The 16,949-nt window shown below is 72.1% G+C and carries 15 protein-coding genes; 7 read left to right on the top strand and 8 right to left on the bottom strand.

Going from position 1 to position 16,949, the window contains the following annotated elements; translation table 11 throughout:
• Nucleotides 1-8 precede the first annotated feature (8 nt).
• Nucleotides 9-2,276 (top strand): TRAP transporter permease, encoded by a 2,268-nt coding sequence (locus tag ACFPIJ_RS28130; protein ID WP_380119024.1) that lies wholly within the window; start codon nt 9-11, stop codon nt 2,274-2,276.
• The gene (locus tag ACFPIJ_RS28125; RefSeq protein WP_380119022.1) at nt 2,273-3,277 is read left to right on the top strand and encodes a TAXI family TRAP transporter solute-binding subunit; all 1,005 of its coding nucleotides are present in this window, start codon (nt 2,273-2,275) and stop codon (nt 3,275-3,277) included. Before ACFPIJ_RS28130 ends, ACFPIJ_RS28125 begins: the two co-directional genes overlap by 4 nt.
• A gap of 73 nt (nt 3,278-3,350) precedes the next feature.
• Here the strand turns inward: ACFPIJ_RS28125 and ACFPIJ_RS28120 are convergent, their stop codons facing one another.
• Together ACFPIJ_RS28120 and ACFPIJ_RS28115 are read right to left on the bottom strand one after the other, a co-directional pair.
• Nucleotides 3,351-3,683, bottom strand: coding sequence for a hypothetical protein (locus tag ACFPIJ_RS28120; protein WP_380119020.1), 333 nt, complete (start codon nt 3,681-3,683; stop codon nt 3,351-3,353).
• Nucleotides 3,684-4,549: 866 nt separating this feature from the next.
• Nucleotides 4,550-6,874, bottom strand: a complete 2,325-nt coding sequence (locus ACFPIJ_RS28115) for a M28 family peptidase (protein ID WP_380119017.1) — start codon at nt 6,872-6,874, stop codon at nt 4,550-4,552.
• A gap of 187 nt (nt 6,875-7,061) precedes the next feature.
• Between ACFPIJ_RS28115 and ACFPIJ_RS28110 the strand changes: the two genes are divergently transcribed.
• Together ACFPIJ_RS28110 and ACFPIJ_RS28105 are read left to right on the top strand one after the other, a co-directional pair.
• Nucleotides 7,062-7,448, top strand: a complete 387-nt coding sequence (locus tag ACFPIJ_RS28110; RefSeq protein WP_380119014.1) for a DUF6401 family natural product biosynthesis protein — start codon at nt 7,062-7,064, stop codon at nt 7,446-7,448.
• 80 nt (nt 7,449-7,528) lie between these two features.
• A complete protein-coding gene (locus tag ACFPIJ_RS28105) occupies nt 7,529-8,116 on the top strand; it encodes an AMIN-like domain-containing (lipo)protein (protein ID WP_380119012.1) in 588 nt (195 codons plus the stop codon).
• On the opposite strand, the gene ACFPIJ_RS28100 is transcribed toward ACFPIJ_RS28105, so the two are convergent.
• From ACFPIJ_RS28100 to ACFPIJ_RS28090, 3 genes are read right to left on the bottom strand one after another with little or no spacing between them, the layout of a single operon-like run.
• The gene (locus tag ACFPIJ_RS28100) at nt 8,113-8,391 is read right to left on the bottom strand and encodes a Smr/MutS family protein (protein WP_380119010.1); all 279 of its coding nucleotides are present in this window, start codon (nt 8,389-8,391) and stop codon (nt 8,113-8,115) included. The genes ACFPIJ_RS28105 and ACFPIJ_RS28100 overlap by 4 nt on opposite strands.
• A complete protein-coding gene (locus ACFPIJ_RS28095; RefSeq protein ID WP_380119008.1) occupies nt 8,388-8,777 on the bottom strand; it encodes a rhodanese-like domain-containing protein in 390 nt (129 codons plus the stop codon). Before ACFPIJ_RS28095 ends, ACFPIJ_RS28100 begins: the two co-directional genes overlap by 4 nt.
• Nucleotides 8,774-9,229: a cysteine dioxygenase gene (locus ACFPIJ_RS28090; protein ID WP_380119006.1), complete on the bottom strand. Its 456-nt coding sequence runs from the start codon at nt 9,227-9,229 to the stop codon at nt 8,774-8,776. Before ACFPIJ_RS28090 ends, ACFPIJ_RS28095 begins: the two co-directional genes overlap by 4 nt.
• A 144-nt stretch (nt 9,230-9,373) precedes the next feature.
• Here ACFPIJ_RS28090 and ACFPIJ_RS28085 point away from each other — a divergent pair, with 144 nt between their 5' ends.
• Both ACFPIJ_RS28085 and ACFPIJ_RS28080 read left to right on the top strand, forming a co-directional pair.
• Nucleotides 9,374-10,327: an ATP-binding cassette domain-containing protein gene (locus tag ACFPIJ_RS28085; protein ID WP_380119003.1), complete on the top strand. Its 954-nt coding sequence runs from the start codon at nt 9,374-9,376 to the stop codon at nt 10,325-10,327.
• Complete coding sequence (locus tag ACFPIJ_RS28080) at nt 10,324-11,133, top strand: ABC transporter permease (RefSeq protein WP_380119001.1); 810 nt, start codon at nt 10,324-10,326, stop codon at nt 11,131-11,133. Before ACFPIJ_RS28085 ends, ACFPIJ_RS28080 begins: the two co-directional genes overlap by 4 nt.
• Nucleotides 11,134-11,137: 4 nt before the next feature.
• Here ACFPIJ_RS28080 and ACFPIJ_RS28075 read toward each other — a convergent pair whose 3' ends face one another.
• The 3 genes from ACFPIJ_RS28075 to ACFPIJ_RS28065 form a co-directional block, all read right to left on the bottom strand.
• Entirely contained in the window at nt 11,138-14,191 is a 3,054-nt protein-coding gene (locus tag ACFPIJ_RS28075; RefSeq protein ID WP_380118999.1) for an AfsR/SARP family transcriptional regulator, read from the bottom strand.
• A gap of 61 nt (nt 14,192-14,252) precedes the next feature.
• On the bottom strand, nt 14,253-15,287 hold the full coding sequence (locus ACFPIJ_RS28070; protein ID WP_380118997.1) for a S1 family peptidase: 1,035 nt from the start codon (nt 15,285-15,287) through the stop codon (nt 14,253-14,255).
• A 116-nt stretch (nt 15,288-15,403) separates the two neighbouring features.
• On the bottom strand, nt 15,404-16,192 hold the full coding sequence (locus ACFPIJ_RS28065) for a phosphatase (protein WP_380118995.1): 789 nt from the start codon (nt 16,190-16,192) through the stop codon (nt 15,404-15,406).
• A gap of 60 nt (nt 16,193-16,252) precedes the next feature.
• Between ACFPIJ_RS28065 and ACFPIJ_RS28060 the strand changes: the two genes are divergently transcribed.
• On the top strand, nt 16,253-16,894 hold the full coding sequence (locus ACFPIJ_RS28060) for a hypothetical protein (protein ID WP_380118992.1): 642 nt from the start codon (nt 16,253-16,255) through the stop codon (nt 16,892-16,894).
• The last annotated feature ends 55 nt before the right edge of the window (nt 16,895-16,949 follow it).

The following is a 16,949-nucleotide window of genomic DNA, read 5'->3' as shown; positions in this document are numbered from 1 at the left end:
CTCCGCCCGTGCCGGAACCTGACAACGCCAGGCCGGGCGTGGTGGAGCCCGCCGCAGACCCCGGGCCGAACCCTGCCCGGAACCCCGATCCGGACACCGCCGACACCGACCCCACCCGCGCGGCCGTCGACGCCGAGACCTCCACGAACGAGACCCCCAAGAACGAGCCGCTCGAGAACGAGCCGCTCGAGAACGAGCCGCTCGAGAACGAGACCGTCGAGGCGGCGGCCGTCGAGGATGTGGACTCGACCCTCAAGAACGAGAGCGTCCGGGAGCTCGCCGCCCAGTTCGAGGACGAGAAGCCGGGCCGGCGCCTCCGCGGCCCGGTCGAGGCCGGCGTCACCGCCGTCGCCGCGGCGTCCGCGGTGCTGGTGCTGTGGCAGGTGTTCCGCCCGCTCGCCCAGGGCGGTCAATACTACCTCGCCGTCTTCCTCAGCGGCGTCCTGCCGCTCGTCTTCGTGGTGTACCCATCCGGCCTGCAGATCCGGCGGAAGCGGACCGGCGCCCCTACCCCCGCGAACACCGCGGGCGGACCGACCGTCGTGGACTGGCTGCTCGCCGTGGCGACCCTCGTGGCGTGCGCCTATCCGCTGCTCCCGTTCGCCAGCGGCGGCTACAACGCGTTCCTGGACCGGCAGGGTCAGCTGGACCCGATCGACGTCGCCATGGGAACGGCGTTGCTCGTGCTCGTCATCGAAGCCTGCCGGCGGACCACGGGCTGGGTCCTGCCGGTGGTGTGCGGGGTGTTTCTCGCCTACGACTACTACGGCGGGTATCTGCCGCAGCACTGGTCGCTCGCCCACCTCGGGCTGGACTTCGATCAGATCGTCGACGCGCTGTACAACTCGCAGAGCGGCTTCTACGGCACGCCGCTGGACGTCGCCGCGTCGTACATCGTGCTGTTCACCATCTACGGCGCAGTGCTGGACGCGTCCGGCGCAGGGGCGTTCTTCGTGGAGCTGTCGGTGGCGGCGTTCCGGCGGTCGCGGTCCGCCGCGGGCCGCACGGCCGTCGCGTCGGGGTTTCTGCTCGGCACCGTCTCCGGGTCGGGCGCGGCGACGACGGTGAGCATCGGCGCGGTCACCTGGCCGATCCTGCGCCGGGCCGGCTACCCCGCGGACCGGGCCGGCGGGATGCTGGCGGCGGCCGGGGTCGGCGCGATCCTGTCGCCGCCGACGCTGGGCGCGGCCGCGTTCATCATCGCCGAGTACCTCAACGTGTCGTACCTGTCGGTTCTCGGCTGGGCGACGATCCCGACGCTGCTGTACTACCTCGGCATCCTGCTCGCCGTCGAGATCGACGCCCGGCGGTTCGGGGCGCGGCCGGTGGCGTTGCGGGTCCGGTCGCCGTGGGCGTTGCTGGGCCGGTTCGGGTACCACTTCGCGTCGCTGCTGGTGATCATCGTGCTGCTGGCGCTGGAGCAGCCGGCCACCCGCGCGGTCATCTACGCCACGGTCCTCGCCGCGTTGCTGTCGTTCCTGGACCGCCGGCACCGACTGACACCGCGCCGTCTTGTCGAATCATTGGCGGCAGGTGTACGCAGTGTGCTCCCCGTCGTCGCGGTCTGCGTCGCCGCCGGCATCATCACCGCCAGCACCACGAAGACGGGTCTCGGCCCGCAGATGTCGGGGCTGATGGTCGACTGGGCGCAGTCCCTGGCGAGCGGGCACACCGCGGTGATCGCGTTGACGGCCGTGTTCGCCGCGATCGCGCTGACCCTGCTCGGGCTCGCGGTGCCGGTGACCGCGTCGTTCATCATCGGCTGGGTCATCATCGGGCAGGCGCTGCTCGACCTCGGCATCGACGAGCCCGCGACCGCGATGTTCATCTTCTACTTCGCGGTGCTGTCCGAGGCTACCCCGCCGACCGCGCTCGCGTCCGTGGCCGCCGCGGCCGTCACCGGCGGCAAGGTCTTCCCGACGATGTGGCAGACACTGCGGTACGCCCTGCCCGCGTATCTGGTGCCGATCGCGTTCGTGGTCACCCCGGCCGGCCGGGGCCTGCTGGGTTTCGGCGGCTGGGACGACATCGGGTTCGCGCTGGTCGCGTCCGCGCTCGGCGTCCTCGCGCTGTCCGTCGCCGCCGGTGGCTGGCTCCTCGGCGTCGGCCGGGCGGGTGTCGTGGCCCGGGTCGTCGCCGGGCTCGCCGCCCTGGCCCTGTTGTGGCTGTCCCTCTGGACAGTCGTCACCGGCGTCGCGCTGCTGCTGGTCGCCGCACTGCTGGTGTTCGTCCAGGTATCTCGTGCAACCCCATCTCTGGAGGAGGAACCCGCGTGAAATCCCGGATTCTGGTCGCCACATTGACCCTCATCGCGTTGGCCGGCTGCGGGGGCCGGCAGGACGCGAACACGAAGGACACCAACACCGCCGCGGCGATCACCTGCGAGGTGACCGCCGACACCCGTATCTCGATCGCGACCGGCAACACCACCGGCGTCTACTACGTCGTCGGCAACGCCTTCGCAACCCAGGTCACGAAGGCCACCAACGACAAGGTGAAGGCGACCGCGGCGGAGACCAGCGCGTCCGTCGCCAACATCCAGGGCCTCGACAAGGACCAGTACCAGGTCGCGTTCTCCCTGTTCGACAGCGCCACCGACGCCGTGCAGGGCAAGGCCGCCTTCGACGGCAAGCCGGTGAAGATCACCGCGCTGGGCCGCATCTATGACAACGCCACCCAGGTCGTCGTCCGCAAGGACGCCGGCATCACGTCCGTCGCCGGCATGAAGGGCAAGCGGATCTCGACCGGCTCGCCGAACTCGGGCACCGAGGTCATCGCCAAGCGCATCCTCACCGCCGCCGGCCTGAACCCCGACACCGACATCCAGCCGCAGCGCCTCGACCTGGGCAAGACGACCGACGCGATGAAGGCCGGCACGATCGACGCCTTCTTCTTCTCCGGCGGCCTGCCCACCGGCGGCCTCACGGACCTGTTCACCACCACCGGCGACAAGGTCCAGCTGCTGGACCTCGGCAGCCTCCTGCCGGAGATGCAGAAGCTCGGCCCCGCCTACCAGGAGGGCACGATCCCCGCGTCCATCTACAAGACCTCGGCGGACGTGAAGACGATCGTGGTGCCCAACGTCCTGCTCGTCCGCGAGGACATGGACGCCAACCTCGCCTGCGTGCTGACGAAGACCCTCATCGAGAAGCGTGCAGAGCTCGCCCAGGCCAACGCCGCCGCCAAGGGCATCACCTTGGAGACGGTCCGCAAGACCGACCCGGTGCCCCTGCACCGCGGTGCCGTCGCCGCCCTGGACAAGGCCGGCGCGAAGTAACAGCTACCGGGCCGCCCCGTCTCCTGCACGACGGGGCGGCCCGGTAACCCGGCCTCTTTCCGGCTCCCGAAGCTCACCGGGCCGCGGCCCGGTGCGACGCGACGATGGTGTGCAGGGCCGCCTGGATTTCCCGCGCTGCCAGTTCGGCCCGGCGCAGCGACGCGAGGTCGTCGGCGTCGGCTGGGTAGAACGTCAGCCGCCCGTCGTCGTCCAACGTCATCGGCACGTCCACCCGGTCCAGGATCACGGCGAGCAGCTCCTGCCCGTGCCGCAGTGCCGCGGACGACCTGCGCAGCGCGTCGGCGGTGGCCCGGCGCTCGTCCCGCAGCCGCAGCGCCGCCTCCCGCATCGCCCGCCAGTCCCCGCGGACCCGCCACACATCGTCGACCGTGATCGTCGCAGCCATACCTCCGACGGTAGGCGCCGGTCGTCTGCGGCCGGTAGCAAGATCTTTTTCCTGTGGATAACGTCGCGGTGGTTGACCACGCGGCCCGGTCGCCCCTGCCGGGTCCGTTGCGGTCTGCGTGGGTTTTTCGACCAGACCTTCAAATATTCGCCCAACGTTGCGGGGACTTGATGGCACCGCCCGGCCGCTGGCGCGTCCGTGCGACAGGGTGGCGTGGTCACCCTGACAGCCGTCTCGCGGTGATGCCAAGCCAGGTCCGCACTCACATGATCCAGCACCGTCGAAGTCGTCATTCGGTGCTACAACACCGCCTGCAGCCAAAGAACGAAAGCCATCGATCACTGGACTGGGTGGTACCAGCGCTCCCGAACAGGAATCTTGAACTACCCGGTGGATTACCCCCCGTGGGACAACAGCGATCCACCGGGTAGCGAGGATGCACCGGGTTGTTCTGCGGGTCCGGAGCGGCAGTCTTGCACTACCTGGTGGATTGGTGGTCGCCGGCGACCACTGATCCACCAGGTAGTTCGAACGTCGGGTCCGGCGTGGGCGGGGCGGGGAGATTGCGGCTTTTGTGACCGGCGGCGGTGTGGCACCACCGAATGACGACCTCGACGGCGCTGGACCATGTGAGTGCGGACCTGGCTTGGCATCACCGCAAGACGGCACGGACCGGGACCACGCCACCCTGTCGCACGGCCGAAGGCCGGGCGGTGCCATCAAGTCCCCGCAACGTTCGGGCGAATATTTGAAGGTCATGCTGACCAGAACCGCGGACCGCAACCAGCGGCCAGGAACGGGCGACCACAGCGCCGGCCAGCCAAACCACGAACCGGCCGGCGCCAGGAAGACCCGGAAAAGGCAGCTCAGACCGTCGCGGTAACCGCCACAGCCGCCAGCTCACTGGAGTGGCTGCCGAACACCCCCACCGTGGAAGGACGCGGAACAAAGCCCGGCAACCCCTCCAGCCCGTCGCTGCCGTCCACCAGCCGGAGCTGCAACGGCCCGGTGCCCTCCAGGACCAGGGTGACCTCGATGCCGTCGGTGGGTGGGCCGTGGAAGACGACGCCGAAGCGGTCCTGGCCGGTGAGGAACGGCACGGCGTCGCGGCCTTCGACGGTGGCCTGCTGGACGCGGTGCGAGCCGACCTCGCCGTAGAACGAGACGAAGCGGACCGGGCGCTGCGAGGCGAGGCGGAAGCGGACGGTGCGGCGGTCGCCGGCGGTGGTGTCGGACAGGACGGTCACCGTCGGGGCGGGCAGGGAAGCCGCCGCCGCGGGGCCGACGGACAGCTTGCCGGCGGGCAGGACCGGGAAGAGGCGGTCGAGGGCCTGGTGGTTGTGGACGTACCGCGAGGTCCAGGCGCCCGGCGACTGCTCGAGGCTGACCCATTCGGCGGTGTTGGTGTCGCGGTCCAGGGCATACATGAGGTGGGTCGGCTCGGGGTGCCCGGCGTCCCAGCGGTCGACGACCATGCCGGTGGTGGTGCAGGCCAGTGCGACCGCGAGGGCCGCGGCGGCGGGGGCGGCGCCGAGCGGCCGGTGCCGGGTGGCCGAGGCGGGCCGGAACAGGGGCTCGAGCACGGGCAGAGCGGCGAGGCCGAGCAGCGCGGCGAACAGGGCGGGGGCGGCGCCGGTGGCGAGGCCCAGGGCGGGGAAGAACAGGGCGACGGTCGGGGCGAGGATCAGCACGGCGACGCCGGCCCCGGCGGTGAGGACGGCGGTCGCGAGCCAGGGGCGCGGCACGTAGAGCGCGGCGATGCCGGCCAAGGCGCCGGCCAGGGCGGGCAGCGCGACGAGATAGGAACCGCCGGGGATGGCGGCGGCGAAGAGCAGGCCGAGGACCGCGAGGAGGCCCAGGGCGCCGGTGGCGAGCGAGACCGGGCCGAGCCGGCGGCGGGTCAGGGCATACCAGGCGAGCAGGACGGCGGCGGTGAGGGCGACGACGCCGAAGCGGAACCAGGTGGGCCGGGCCGGGTCGAGCAACTCACCGTAACCGGGGCGCACCGCGACCAGCAGCGCCCACAGCAGCTGGGCGGCGACGGCGACGGCGATGAGCGGCACGAGGGCCAGGCCGACGCCGGCGAGGGTGCGCGGGACGGAAGTCAGGCCGCGGCGGCGGGCCAGGAACACCAGGGCGGCGACGGCGAGCAGGGCGAGGGCGGCGATCGGCCAGGTGAGCGCGGACGGGTAGCGCAGCAGGAAGCCGGCGAACGGGAAGTAGACGGCGTCGCCGGAGGCGGGGCGCAGCAGCGGCGGGAGGTCGGCGCCGCCGAACTCGCGGGCGAGGGCGAGGGCGTTGTCGCCGTGGTGCTGCAGGCTGGCCCGGTCCATCGTTGAGGGCCGGTCGAACGGGCTGTGGTAGACGCTGGACCCGTCGATGTAGGCGGTGTTGAGGCCGGTGAAGCGGGGCTGCGCGAGGAACGGGGTGAAGTCGGTGTCGTTGGACAGCAGCCGGTAGACCTCGACGGCGAGGCTGGTGCCGACGGGGTGCGGGGTGCGGGCATAGACGTCGATGAGGTCGGCGTTGCCGACGGACGTCTGGAACATGACGGCGGGGCCGCTGCTGCCGCGGGCCTCGAAGTTGAGCACGACGGACGGTTTCTGGCCGAGGGGGTGCCGGCTGACGAACGCCTCGGCGCCGCAGAGGCAGGCCTCCTCGGCGTCGGTGAACAGGAACACGATGTCGTTGCGGGGTTTCGCACCGGTGGTCAGGGCACGGGCGACCTCGAGCAGGGTGCTGGTGCCGGCGCCGTCGTCGTTGGCGCCGTAGCTGACCTGGACGGAGTCGTAGTGCGCCATCAGGACGACCTGGCCGGTGGAGGCGGAACCGGGCAGGACGGCGACGACGTTGCGGACGTGGGCCATGCCGCCGTCGCCGAACTTGCCCGCGTTGACCCCGACGGTGTCCTGGACCTCGGGCCGCAGCCCGTAGCCGGTGAGGGTGGCCGTGATGTGCTCGCGGACCCGGTCGGCGGCGGGGCTGCCGGTGACGTGGACCTCCTGGCCGATCCGCTCGACGTGGGTGAACGCGCGGGCGGCGGAGAAGTCACCGGCGGGCGCCGAGGCGGGGCGCGGCGCCGGCGGCTGCACGTCGTAGACGCCGAGGAACGCGAGCACGGCGAGGGCCGCGAGTGCCGCAAGGGCCGCGAGGGGTCGCCGCGGCGGTGCGGCGAAGCTTCGGTCGGACAAGGTGTGCCTCCTGTGGGGTGCCCACATTCTGCACGGCACCACCGACAGAAACGTTCAGCCCCACCAGGAACGAAACCAGGAGAAAAGCAAGGGTTTGTCGCCCGGACGGAGTGCAGTGGGTCATGAACGGGTGCCGGATGGTTGTTGGGGGTTCCACAACCCCCCGGACTGCCTAGCGTCATCGGACATGAGCAACGAACGCACCCCCGCCACCCAGTCCGTCAACGCCTTCGACGCGAGCTACCTCGCCACCGCCGAGCTCGACGCCCGGTTCTACCTGGACCAGGTCATGGCCATGGTCGGCGTCGACGGCCTGGTCGAGGCCCTCGCGCAGCCGTTCCTGCTGGCGAAGGTCGACCAGCACGCCGCCGCGGTCCGGCAGAGCATCACCGCGGCCGGGAAGGCGATCGACTCGATCTCCCTCGCCGGGTACGCCCGCAGCGTCATCGCCGTCCACCAGCGGCACGGCCGGCCGCTGCCGACCCCGGACAGCATCGACTGGACGGACGCGGACTGGACGGTGCTGCGCCTGGTGTCGGTCTGCTCCCTCGCCGACGCAGCCGACGCGTTCTGAAGACAACCGAAAAGGGTTCTCAGGACAACCGGAAAGGGTTCTGAGGACAACCGAAAGGCCGGCACGCGCGTCGATGTTCCATGACCCGTCTGTCGCTGCTCGTCCCGGTCGTCCTGCTCGCCGGCTGCGCCCCGGTCTCCTCGGGGAGCCAGCCCCAAACGGCGACATCCGCCCCGGCGGCAACAAGCACAAGCACAAGCGCATCTGGTACGGCGACAGCCCCGGGCTGGACCGTTCCCACGCAGAAGGTCAGCGTCCCGCACGACCCCGCCGTCCCCCCGGTGCCGGTCCTGGTCGAGGTGCGCGCCGGTGATCATGCCGATGACGGCTACGAGCGGGTCACGTTCGCGTTCCGGGGGCCGCTGCCCTCGTACACCTTCCAGATCGTGCCGCAGGTGACGCGGGACGGCTCCGGAGACCCCGTCACGCTGCCCGGCGCGACGTTCCTGAGCATCGTGTTCACCCCGGCCCGCAGCGAGGCCGGCACGGGCCCGCGCGCCGTCGGCTACCGCCGGGTGCGGGGCTACGAGCAGGTCGGCGACTACGAGGGCTACGTCAGCTACGGCATCGGCTTGAACAGCCCAGATGGCGCCACGGTGCAGGTCCGCACCGGTGAGAGCACCCGCGCGGACGGGACGAACGTGGTCGCACTGGACATCAAGGTCTAGCGGCGGCCGCGGCCGGTGGACTCGTTCCAGCGGAAGTGCACGAACAGGCGGCCGAAGTTGTCGGAGTCCTTCTCGACCCGGTGGTAGAGCGCCTTGATCTCACGCTGGTCCAGGAACCGCAGGACGCGCTTCTTGAGCGCTCCCGACCCCTTCCCCGGGATGATCTCCACGAGGGTGGCGCGTTTCGCCACGGCCTCGTTGATGATCCCCTTCAGCGCACGGTCGATGTCGCCGTTGCGGTTGAAGATGTCGTGGAGGTCGAGCTTCAGCTTCACGCGTCCAGTTTGACACTTCCGGCGACCGGCAGTCCGGCCCGCTTCCAGGCCTGGAAGCCGCCGGCCAGGTCGGTGGCCCGGTGCAGGCCGAGGTCCTGCAGCGCGGCGGCGGCGAGGGAGGACGTGTAGCCCTCGGAACAGAAGACGACGACGGGCAGGTCGTAGCGGTCGGCGATGGGCAGCCGGGCGTCGCTGCGCGGGTCGAACCGCCACTCCAGGACGTTGCGCTCCACGATCAGCGCGCCCGGGATCTCGCCCTCCGCCGCGCGTTGCGCGGCCGGCCGGATGTCGACGAGCACCGCGTCGGCGGGCACCTCGCCGGGCGTCAGCCGGACCAGGCGGGCCCGGGCGTCCGCGAGGATGTCGTCGATCGAGCGACCTGTCACCAGTCGGCTCCTGCCTGCTGAATGGACTCCACGGTGAGGCGTCCCTCGTGCAGACGGTAGCGGGTCATGACGGTGAGTGCGGGACCGTACACGTGCACGGTGATGGCGGGGCGGGTGCCGGCGTTGACGACGCGGTGCACGTGGTGCGCGCCGAAGCGGCGGGCGCTGCCCTCGGCCATCGTGGTGTTGCGCAGTGACCCGTCGTGCACGGTCTGCTCGACGATCTCGCCGGACACGACGGTGAACGCGCCGGCCGAGCCGCCGTGGTCGTGCAGGTCGGTGGCCTGGCCCGGGAGCCAGGTGAGCAGCCAGACCTCGTGGTCGTCGGCGGTGTGCAGCTTGCCGTACCAGCGGGTCCGCGGGTTGAAGCGGGGCTCGAACGGCCAGGCCGCGGGGTCCGAGGCGTGCCAGCGGGCGACGGAGAGCAGGTCCGTCCGGGTTGCAACAGTCATCGCAGATTCTCCAGTATTCGCATCTACTTAGTAGGAATTACTATCACACCCGGCCGCCGTGTGCGATGAGGACAGGCGGATGTGCGTGAAATGACAGCGGCGTGCGCCACCCTGACGAAGGACAGATCAAAGGGGGAACGCACCATGAGCTTCGCTTTCCAGGCCACCGGCCTGGTCAAGCGGTTCGGCAGGACCACCGCCCTGGCGGGCGTGGACCTCGCCGCCGAGCCCGGCACCGTGCTCGGGGTCCTCGGACCGAACGGCGCCGGCAAGACGACCGCCGTGCGCATCCTCGCCACCCTGCTGCGCCCCGACGCGGGCACCGCGGTCGTCGGCGGGTACGACGTCGTCAAGCATCCCGCCGCGGTCCGCCGCATCAGCGGGCTGACCGGGCAGTTCGCCTCCGTGGACGAGGACCTGACCGGCACCGAGAACCTGGTCCTCATCGGCCAGCTGCTGGACCTGCGCCGCGGCGAGGCGAAGTCGCGGGCGGCGGGGCTGCTCGCCGACTTCGACCTCAGCGAGGCCGCCGACCGGCCGGTCAAGACCTACTCCGGCGGCATGCGGCGGCGCCTCGACCTGGCCGCGAGCCTGGTCGGGCGGCCCGCCATCGTCTACCTCGACGAGCCGACCACCGGCCTGGACCCCGCGAAACGCGAGGACGTCTGGAACATGGTCCGGGCCCAGGTGCGGGAGGGCACCACGGTCCTGCTCACCACGCAGTACCTGGAGGAGGCCGACGCGCTCGCCGACAAGATCTCCGTGATCGACCACGGCAAGGTGATCGCGCACGGCACGCCGGCACAGCTCAAGCACATCGTCGGCGGCCAGACGATCAGCGTGCGGCCGGCCGACCCGGCGCACCTGGACGCCGTCTCGGTGATCCTGGCCGGCACCACCAAGGGCCAGGTCGAGTCCCGCGGTCGCGGGGTGCTCTCGGTGCCGGTCGACGACGCGAAGGTGCTCGGCACCGTGATCCGGCAGCTGGAGCAGGCCGGCATCGACGTCATCGAGCTGTCGCTGCACCTGCCGAGCCTCGACGAGGTCTTCTTCACCCTGACCCGCGGCACCGAGAAGAAGCAGGAGGTGGCGGCGTGACCACGATCACCAAGGAGACGCCGATCATCGCGGCGGTGCCGGGCCGGCCGTTCGGCCTGGTCAGGCACAGCCTGGTGATGGCCAGGCGCAGCCTCATCAAGACCATGCGCACCCCGGAGCAGCTGCTGGACGTGACGCTGCAGCCGATCATCTTCATCGTGCTGTTCGTGTATCTGCTGGGCGGCGCCATCGCCGGCTCCCGGCACGACTACCTGCAGTTCCTGCTGCCGGCGCTGCTGGTGCAGAACGTGCTGTTCGCGTCGGCGCCGACCGGGGTCAGCCTCAACACCGACATCAAGACGGGCGTCTTCGACCGGTTCCGCAGCCTGCCGATCGGCCGGTCCGCGCCGCTCATCGGCGGGGTGCTCGGCGACATGATCCGCTTCGTGGTGGCGATCGTGGTGATGCTCGGCTTCGGGTACGTCCTGGGGTTCCGCTTCGGCACGAACCCCCTGGCCGTGCTCGCGGCGTGCCTGCTGGTGATGTTCATGGCGTTCAGCTTCAGCTGGATGTTCGTGCTGCTGGGCATGGTCGTCCGGGAGCCCGGCGCGGTGCAGGGCCTCGGCTTCGTGATCATGTTCCCGTTGACGTTCGGCACCAACGTGCTCGTCCCGACGGACACGCTGCCGGGCTGGCTGCAGGCGTGGGTGAAGGTCAACCCGGTCGCCGACGCGATGCAGGCCGCGCGCGGGTTGATGGTCGGCGGGCCGGTGCTCGACGCGGTGGTGAAGACCCTGCTGTGGTCCGTGGGCATCCTTGCGGTCTTCGCGCCGCTCGCCGTCCGGGCGTACCGCCGCAAGACCTGAGCCGCTACGGCTGGATGAGCGACATCGCCGCGGCGCGGTCCAGGGCCGCGCCGCGGCGCACGGCGTCGTCGAAGGCGGCGGCGCCGAGGGTGTCACGCAGCGCCGCGGACTGCGCGAGCAGGTCCGAGTTGGACCGGTCGTCTCCCCCGGCGAGCTGCCGGGCCACGCCGAGGATCTCCGCGGCGGTCACCGGCGCACCGGCGGCCGCCGCGAGCGCCGCCGAGCCGATCGCGACCTGCGCCACGACCGGCATGTCCCGCACCGGCAGGGCCAGCTCCAGCGCCTGGATCAGCCGCCCCCGGGCCGCCTCGGCGTCGCCCCGCCGCAGGTCCAGCTGCGCCATGCCGACCTGCACGATCGCCCGGTACTGCGGCGCGACGAGCGGCGTCTCGGCCTGCCGCCGCCACGCCTCCAGGTAGCAGCGCTCCGCCTCGTCGAGGTCGCCGGCGTGCCGGGCCAGCTGGCCGAGCTCCAGCATCGCGTGAGACACGTCCCGCGGCAGCGAGGCCGGGTCCTCGGCGAAGCGGCGCAGCTCGGCGCGGGCGGCCTCGGGGCCGTCGGTGTGGCGGCGCAGGGCCGCCAGGCGGATCCGCTGGTACGCGTCGTTGGTGCGGACCCCCAGCTGGTGGTACAGGTCGATCGACTCGGCGAACAGCGCGGTGGCAGCGGTGAAGTCACCGCGGCGGGCCCGCGCGTCGGCGATCGAGGCGAGCGTCATCGACAGCCCCCACCGCTCGCCGACCTCCCGGAACGCGGCCGCGGCCGCCTCCTGGGCCTGCAGCATGCCCGCCAGGTCGCCGTCGTTCTCCCGCAGGTAGCCGAGGATCGCCAGCAGCATCCCCCGCGACCACGGCTCGAGCGGCTCGGCAAGGCGGCGCTCGATCGCGGTGGCGCCGTTGGCGCTGTCGTCGCGGAACATCATCACGACCGGTTCGACCAGCGCGACGAACGGGTGGCCGGTGCCCGGCGGCACCCGGGCGGCGAGGGCGAGGACGTCCTCGAGCATCCCCTCGGCGAACTGGAAGTCGCCGGCGAAGCCGCTGTTGATCACGTAGACGGCCATGACGACCGTGCGCACGTCCAGCGGCACGTCACCGGGGACCGCCAGGATCCGCCCGAGCAGGCCGGCGGCCTCCGCGTGGTTGTCCTCGAACGTCCAGAACCACGCGGACGCGGCCCCGAGCCGGAACGCGGTCACGGTGTCGCCGGTGTCGCAGGCGTGCGCGACCGCGGCGTGCAGGTTCGCCCGCTCGGGGCGCAGGCGGGCCAGCCATTCGACCTGCGCGCCGGTGCGCAGGTGCGGCTCGGCCCGCTCGACGAGGGCCAGGAAGTGCGCCGCGTGCCCGGACCTGACCCGCTCGACCCGGCCGGCGCGGACGAGTTCCTCCAGCGCGAACTCGCGGATCGTCTCCAGCATCCGGTACCGGACGGTGTCCCCGGCGACCACCTGCAGCAGCGAACGGTCGACCAGCAGGTCGAGGAGCGGTTCGACGTCCCGCACACCGGCCACCGCCGCTGCCGCGTCGGCGTCGAAGGTGCCCGGGAACACCGCGATCGCCGCGCCGAAGTCACGCTCCGGCGGCTCGAGCAGGTCCCAGCTCCAGGCGACGACCGCGTGCAGGGTCCGGTGCCGGGGCAGGGCGGTGCGGCTGCCACCGGTGAGCAGGCGGAACCGGTCGTCGAGGCGGTCCACGAGCTGCTCGGCGGTGAACGAGCGCAGCCTGGCCGCGGCCAGTTCGATGGCCAGGGGCAGCCCGTCGAGGCGGCGGCAGATCTCCGCCGCGGTGGCCGGGGTGACCTGGAACCCGGGTCGCACCGCCTCGGCCCGGTCCCGCAGCAGCTGGACCGCCGGCTCCGGCGCCAGGGGCCCGACCGGGAACAGGCGCTCGCCGAGGATGCCGAGCGGCTCGCGGCTGGTGGCCAGGATGCGCAGCTTCGGGCAGCGGCCCAGCAGGTCCTCGCTGAGTTTCGCGGCGGCCTCGACGACGTGCTCGCAGTTGTCGAGGACGAGCAGCGCGTCGGCGGGGGCGAGGATCTCGGCGAGGCGGCCGGTGACGTCGAGGCGGCGGATCCCGGGCGGCGTCTCGAGCTGACCGCCGGCGTCCAGTGCGCGCAGGACGGCGGCGGGCACGTCGGCGGCCTCGATGACCGGGGCGAGCTCGACCAGCCAGGCCGCGTGCGGGTCACGGGCGGCGACGGTCGTGGCGAGCCGGGTCTTGCCGGCGCCGCCCGGCCCGACGAGGGTGACCAGGCGGCCGTCCAGGACCTGCGTGGCGAGGCGGTCGACGTCGTCGTCGCGGCCGACGAAACTCGTCAGCGGGATGCGCAGGTTCCCCCAGGGCCGGCCGGTGGTTGCCAGGTCGGTGAGTGCCAGCAGGTGCGCTTGGCGCAGCTGCGGCGACGGGTCGACGCCGAGCTCCTCGGCGAGCCGGTGCCGGCACTCCTCGAACGCGGCGAGGGCCTCGGCCCGCCGGCCCTCGGCGTGCAGCGCCATGACCAGATGCGCGGCGAGCCGCTCGCGCAGCGGGTGCGCGGCGGTGAGCTCCCGCAGCCGGGCCACCAGGCCGGGAGCGCGCGGGCCGACGGCCTCGACGTGGTCCTCGACGGCGCCGAGCCGCAGCTCCTCCCAGCGGGCCGCCAGGGCGTCGTCGACGTCCGGGGTGCCGCGCCACAGGTCCAGGGCCTCGGTCAGCAGGGCCGCGGCGCGGGCCGGGTCGCCGTCGCGCAGCGCCCGCCGGCCCTCGCCGGCGAGCCGCTCGAAGCGGTGCGCGTCGACGTCGTCGGGGGCGACGCCGAGGCGGTACCCGCCGGCGCCGGACTCCAGTGCCGGGTGCCCGTCGAGGGTCTTGCGCAGCCGCGAGACGAGGGACTGCACGGCGTTCGCCGGGTCGGTGGGGGTGGCGTCCGGCCACAGGGCCTCGGCGAGCCGCTCCACGGGGACCAGCCGGCCGGGTTCGCAGGCGAGCCGGATCAGCAGGGTGCGCAGCCGGGCGCCGGTGACCTCGACGGGCCGCCCGTCGACGGCGACCGTCAACGGCCCCAGGATCCCCACCCGCATGCGCACCACTGTGCCACCCTCGATCGAAGGGTGGCACAGTGGCGTTCGGGGGTGCTGGGGGTCAGTACACGCTGACGCCGTAGACGCTGAGCGCCTCGGTGACCGGCTGGAAGTACGTGACGCCGCCGCTGCTGCAGTTGCCGCTGCCGCCGGAGGTCAGGCCCAGCGCCGTGGAGCCGGCGAAGAGCGAGCCGCCGCTGTCACCGGGCTCGGCGCAGACGGTGGTGCGGATCAGGCCGGTGACCCGGCCCTGCGAGTAGGTGACGGTCGCGCCGGTCTGCGTGACCGAGCCGCTGTGCACGCCGGTGGTGGAGCCGCTGCGGCGCACCGACTGCCCGACGGTCGCGTTGGCCGCGCCGGTGATGTCCTGGAACGAGCCGTTGTACAGCGACACGTTGCCGGGGTGCGCGACGCCGGCGGCGTAGCGCACGATGCCGTAGTCGTTGCCGGGGAAGCTCGTGCCGGTCCGGGTGCCGAGGACCGAGCCGCTGCTGGTCGTCCACGTCGCGCCGATGTTGGTGCAGTGCCCGGCGGTCAGGAAGTAGTACGTGCTGCCGCTGACCACGTTGAAGCCGAGCGAGCAGCGGGAGCCGCCGGCGTAGATCGCCTGGCCGCCGGAGATGGTCGGCTGCAGCGCACCGGCGAGCCGCTCGATCCGGGCGCCGCTGCCGAGCGCCGCGACGGTCGCCTCGATGGTCTTGACGTGCTCGGGCGCGACCGTCGGGTCGATGGAGACGACCACCTGGTTGAGCACCGGGTCGACGGCCCAGGCGGTGCCCGGGACGGAGACCTTCGCGTCCAGCGTCGAGGTGATGCGGGCCAGTTCGGCGCCGCTGTGCTTGACCTTGCGGGCGACGGCACCGGTCGACTCGACGCTCTTGGCGGTGTTCGCGTCGGTGACGGTGACGACCATCCGGCCGAGCTGGGCGTCCCAGTAGGAGCCGGCGGTGGCGAGCCCGAGCTGCTCGACGAGTGCGTCGGTGCTGCCGATCGGCGCGGCCTGGGCCGGCGACGGCGTGAGGACCGAGCCGGCGACGAGCGCGGTGCCGGCGGCGATGACCACGGCACGACGGAGTATGGACCTTGTGAGTCTCACGTGAGCCTCCCCTATATCGGAGCCGATAAATATCGGCCGCGACCGATGCTTTCATCGGACGGGGAGGCTCACAAGGCGCCAGGTCCAAATTGCCCCATAGCACCCGTGTCATATCACTAAGCGACTATCCCTTCTAGGAGGTATGCGCTGATCGGCTGGTACAGGTGCGGCTGGACGTTGTCGTCGATCGGCACCGTGACCGCGACCCGGCCCTCGGCCTCGCCGACGAACAGCGCCGGGTCGTTGCTGTCCGCGAACGACACCACGTCCAGACCCGCGGCAGCCGCCGCACCCGCGAACCCGTGATCGGCGAAGACCAGATCCGGCATGGCCGCGCCCTGCGCCTCGAGCTCGTCGAGGATCGCCCGCGTCCCGTCCGGCGAGTGCGTGTGCCACAGCGCGATGCCCCGCTCGGCGGCCATGGCGACACCGCCGACGTAGCGCAGCGCGAGGGGGAACTCCCGGCCGTCGTAGCGGCCCGGACGCGCGAACGGCACCCCGGCCGCCGGCGTCAGGATCTCGCACCCGGCCGCCCGCAACGCCGCGACGACCGCGAGGTGCACCTCGACGATCCCGGCCGGGTGACCGGAGGCCACCAGGACCCGCTCCCGTCGCCGCGCCGCGACCCGCAGCCGGTCCCGCATCCGATCGAGGGCCGCCACGGTCTTGTACGGGTCGATCACGTCGGTGCCCGTCGACCGCTCCGGATCCGGGTCGATGCCGACCCGCTCCGCCATCACACCCAGCACCTGCGCCAGTGTCCACGTCTTCAGCGGTGCCAGGCCGAACAGGTAACCCTCGTCGCCCTCGGCGAACGCCGCGGCGTTGCCATGGTTGGAGTCCCGGGTGGTCTCGACATCGCCGGCGAGGAGTGCTTCACGAAGATAACTCACAAGCTCAGGCATGTGACCCATGGTATGCAAGCACCTCTGCGACGCCGAGGAAAGCGGCCTAAGGTCACAGTCATGGCCGACGTGTATCTCGAGGTGACGGACAAGAAGGTGTTCGCGGCCAGCCTGGACTGGCCGGGCTGGGGCCGCTTCGCGAAGTCCGAGGACGACGCGCTCGCCGCCCTCGCCGACTACGGAGCGCGGTTCGCGCCGATCGCGGCCGCCGCCGGATACAGCTTCCCCGCCGCGCCCACGTTCAAGGTCGTCGAACGCGTCCCGGGGACCGCCTCCACCCAGTTCGGCGTCCCCGACGCCCACCCGGACGCCGACAACCGCGCCGTGACGAAGGCCGTCGCCGACCGGCAGAGGAAGCTGCTCACCGCCGCGTGGGAGGCGTTCGCCGGGTTCGCCGCGACCGCGCCCGCGGCGCTGCGCAAGGGTCCGCGCGGCGGCGGCCGGGACCGCGACAAGATGATCGACCACGTCTACGGCGCCGAGGCCGGCTACGGCCGCAAGATCGGGTTCAAGCTGCCCGCCCCGGCGATCGACGACACCGCGGCGATCACCGCCGTGCACGACGAGGTCCTCGCCGTCCTCGGCCGGCCGCACGACGGCGGGCCGCTGGTCGACAACGGCTGGACGTCCCGGTATGCGGCGCGCCGGTATGCCTGGCACGTCCTGGACCACCTGTGGGAGATGCAGGACCGCGCTGAGTAGCCCCTTCTCATGATCCGGAAGACCTTGTGCACCCCAGGGCACCCAAGGTCTTCCG

This window comes from Dactylosporangium cerinum (assembly GCF_042653625.1).
GTDB lineage: Bacteria > Actinomycetota > Actinomycetes > Mycobacteriales > Micromonosporaceae > Dactylosporangium > Dactylosporangium cerinum.
The sequence above is the reverse complement of the archived record's forward strand: the minus strand, read 5'-3'. Positions and strand labels throughout refer to the sequence as shown.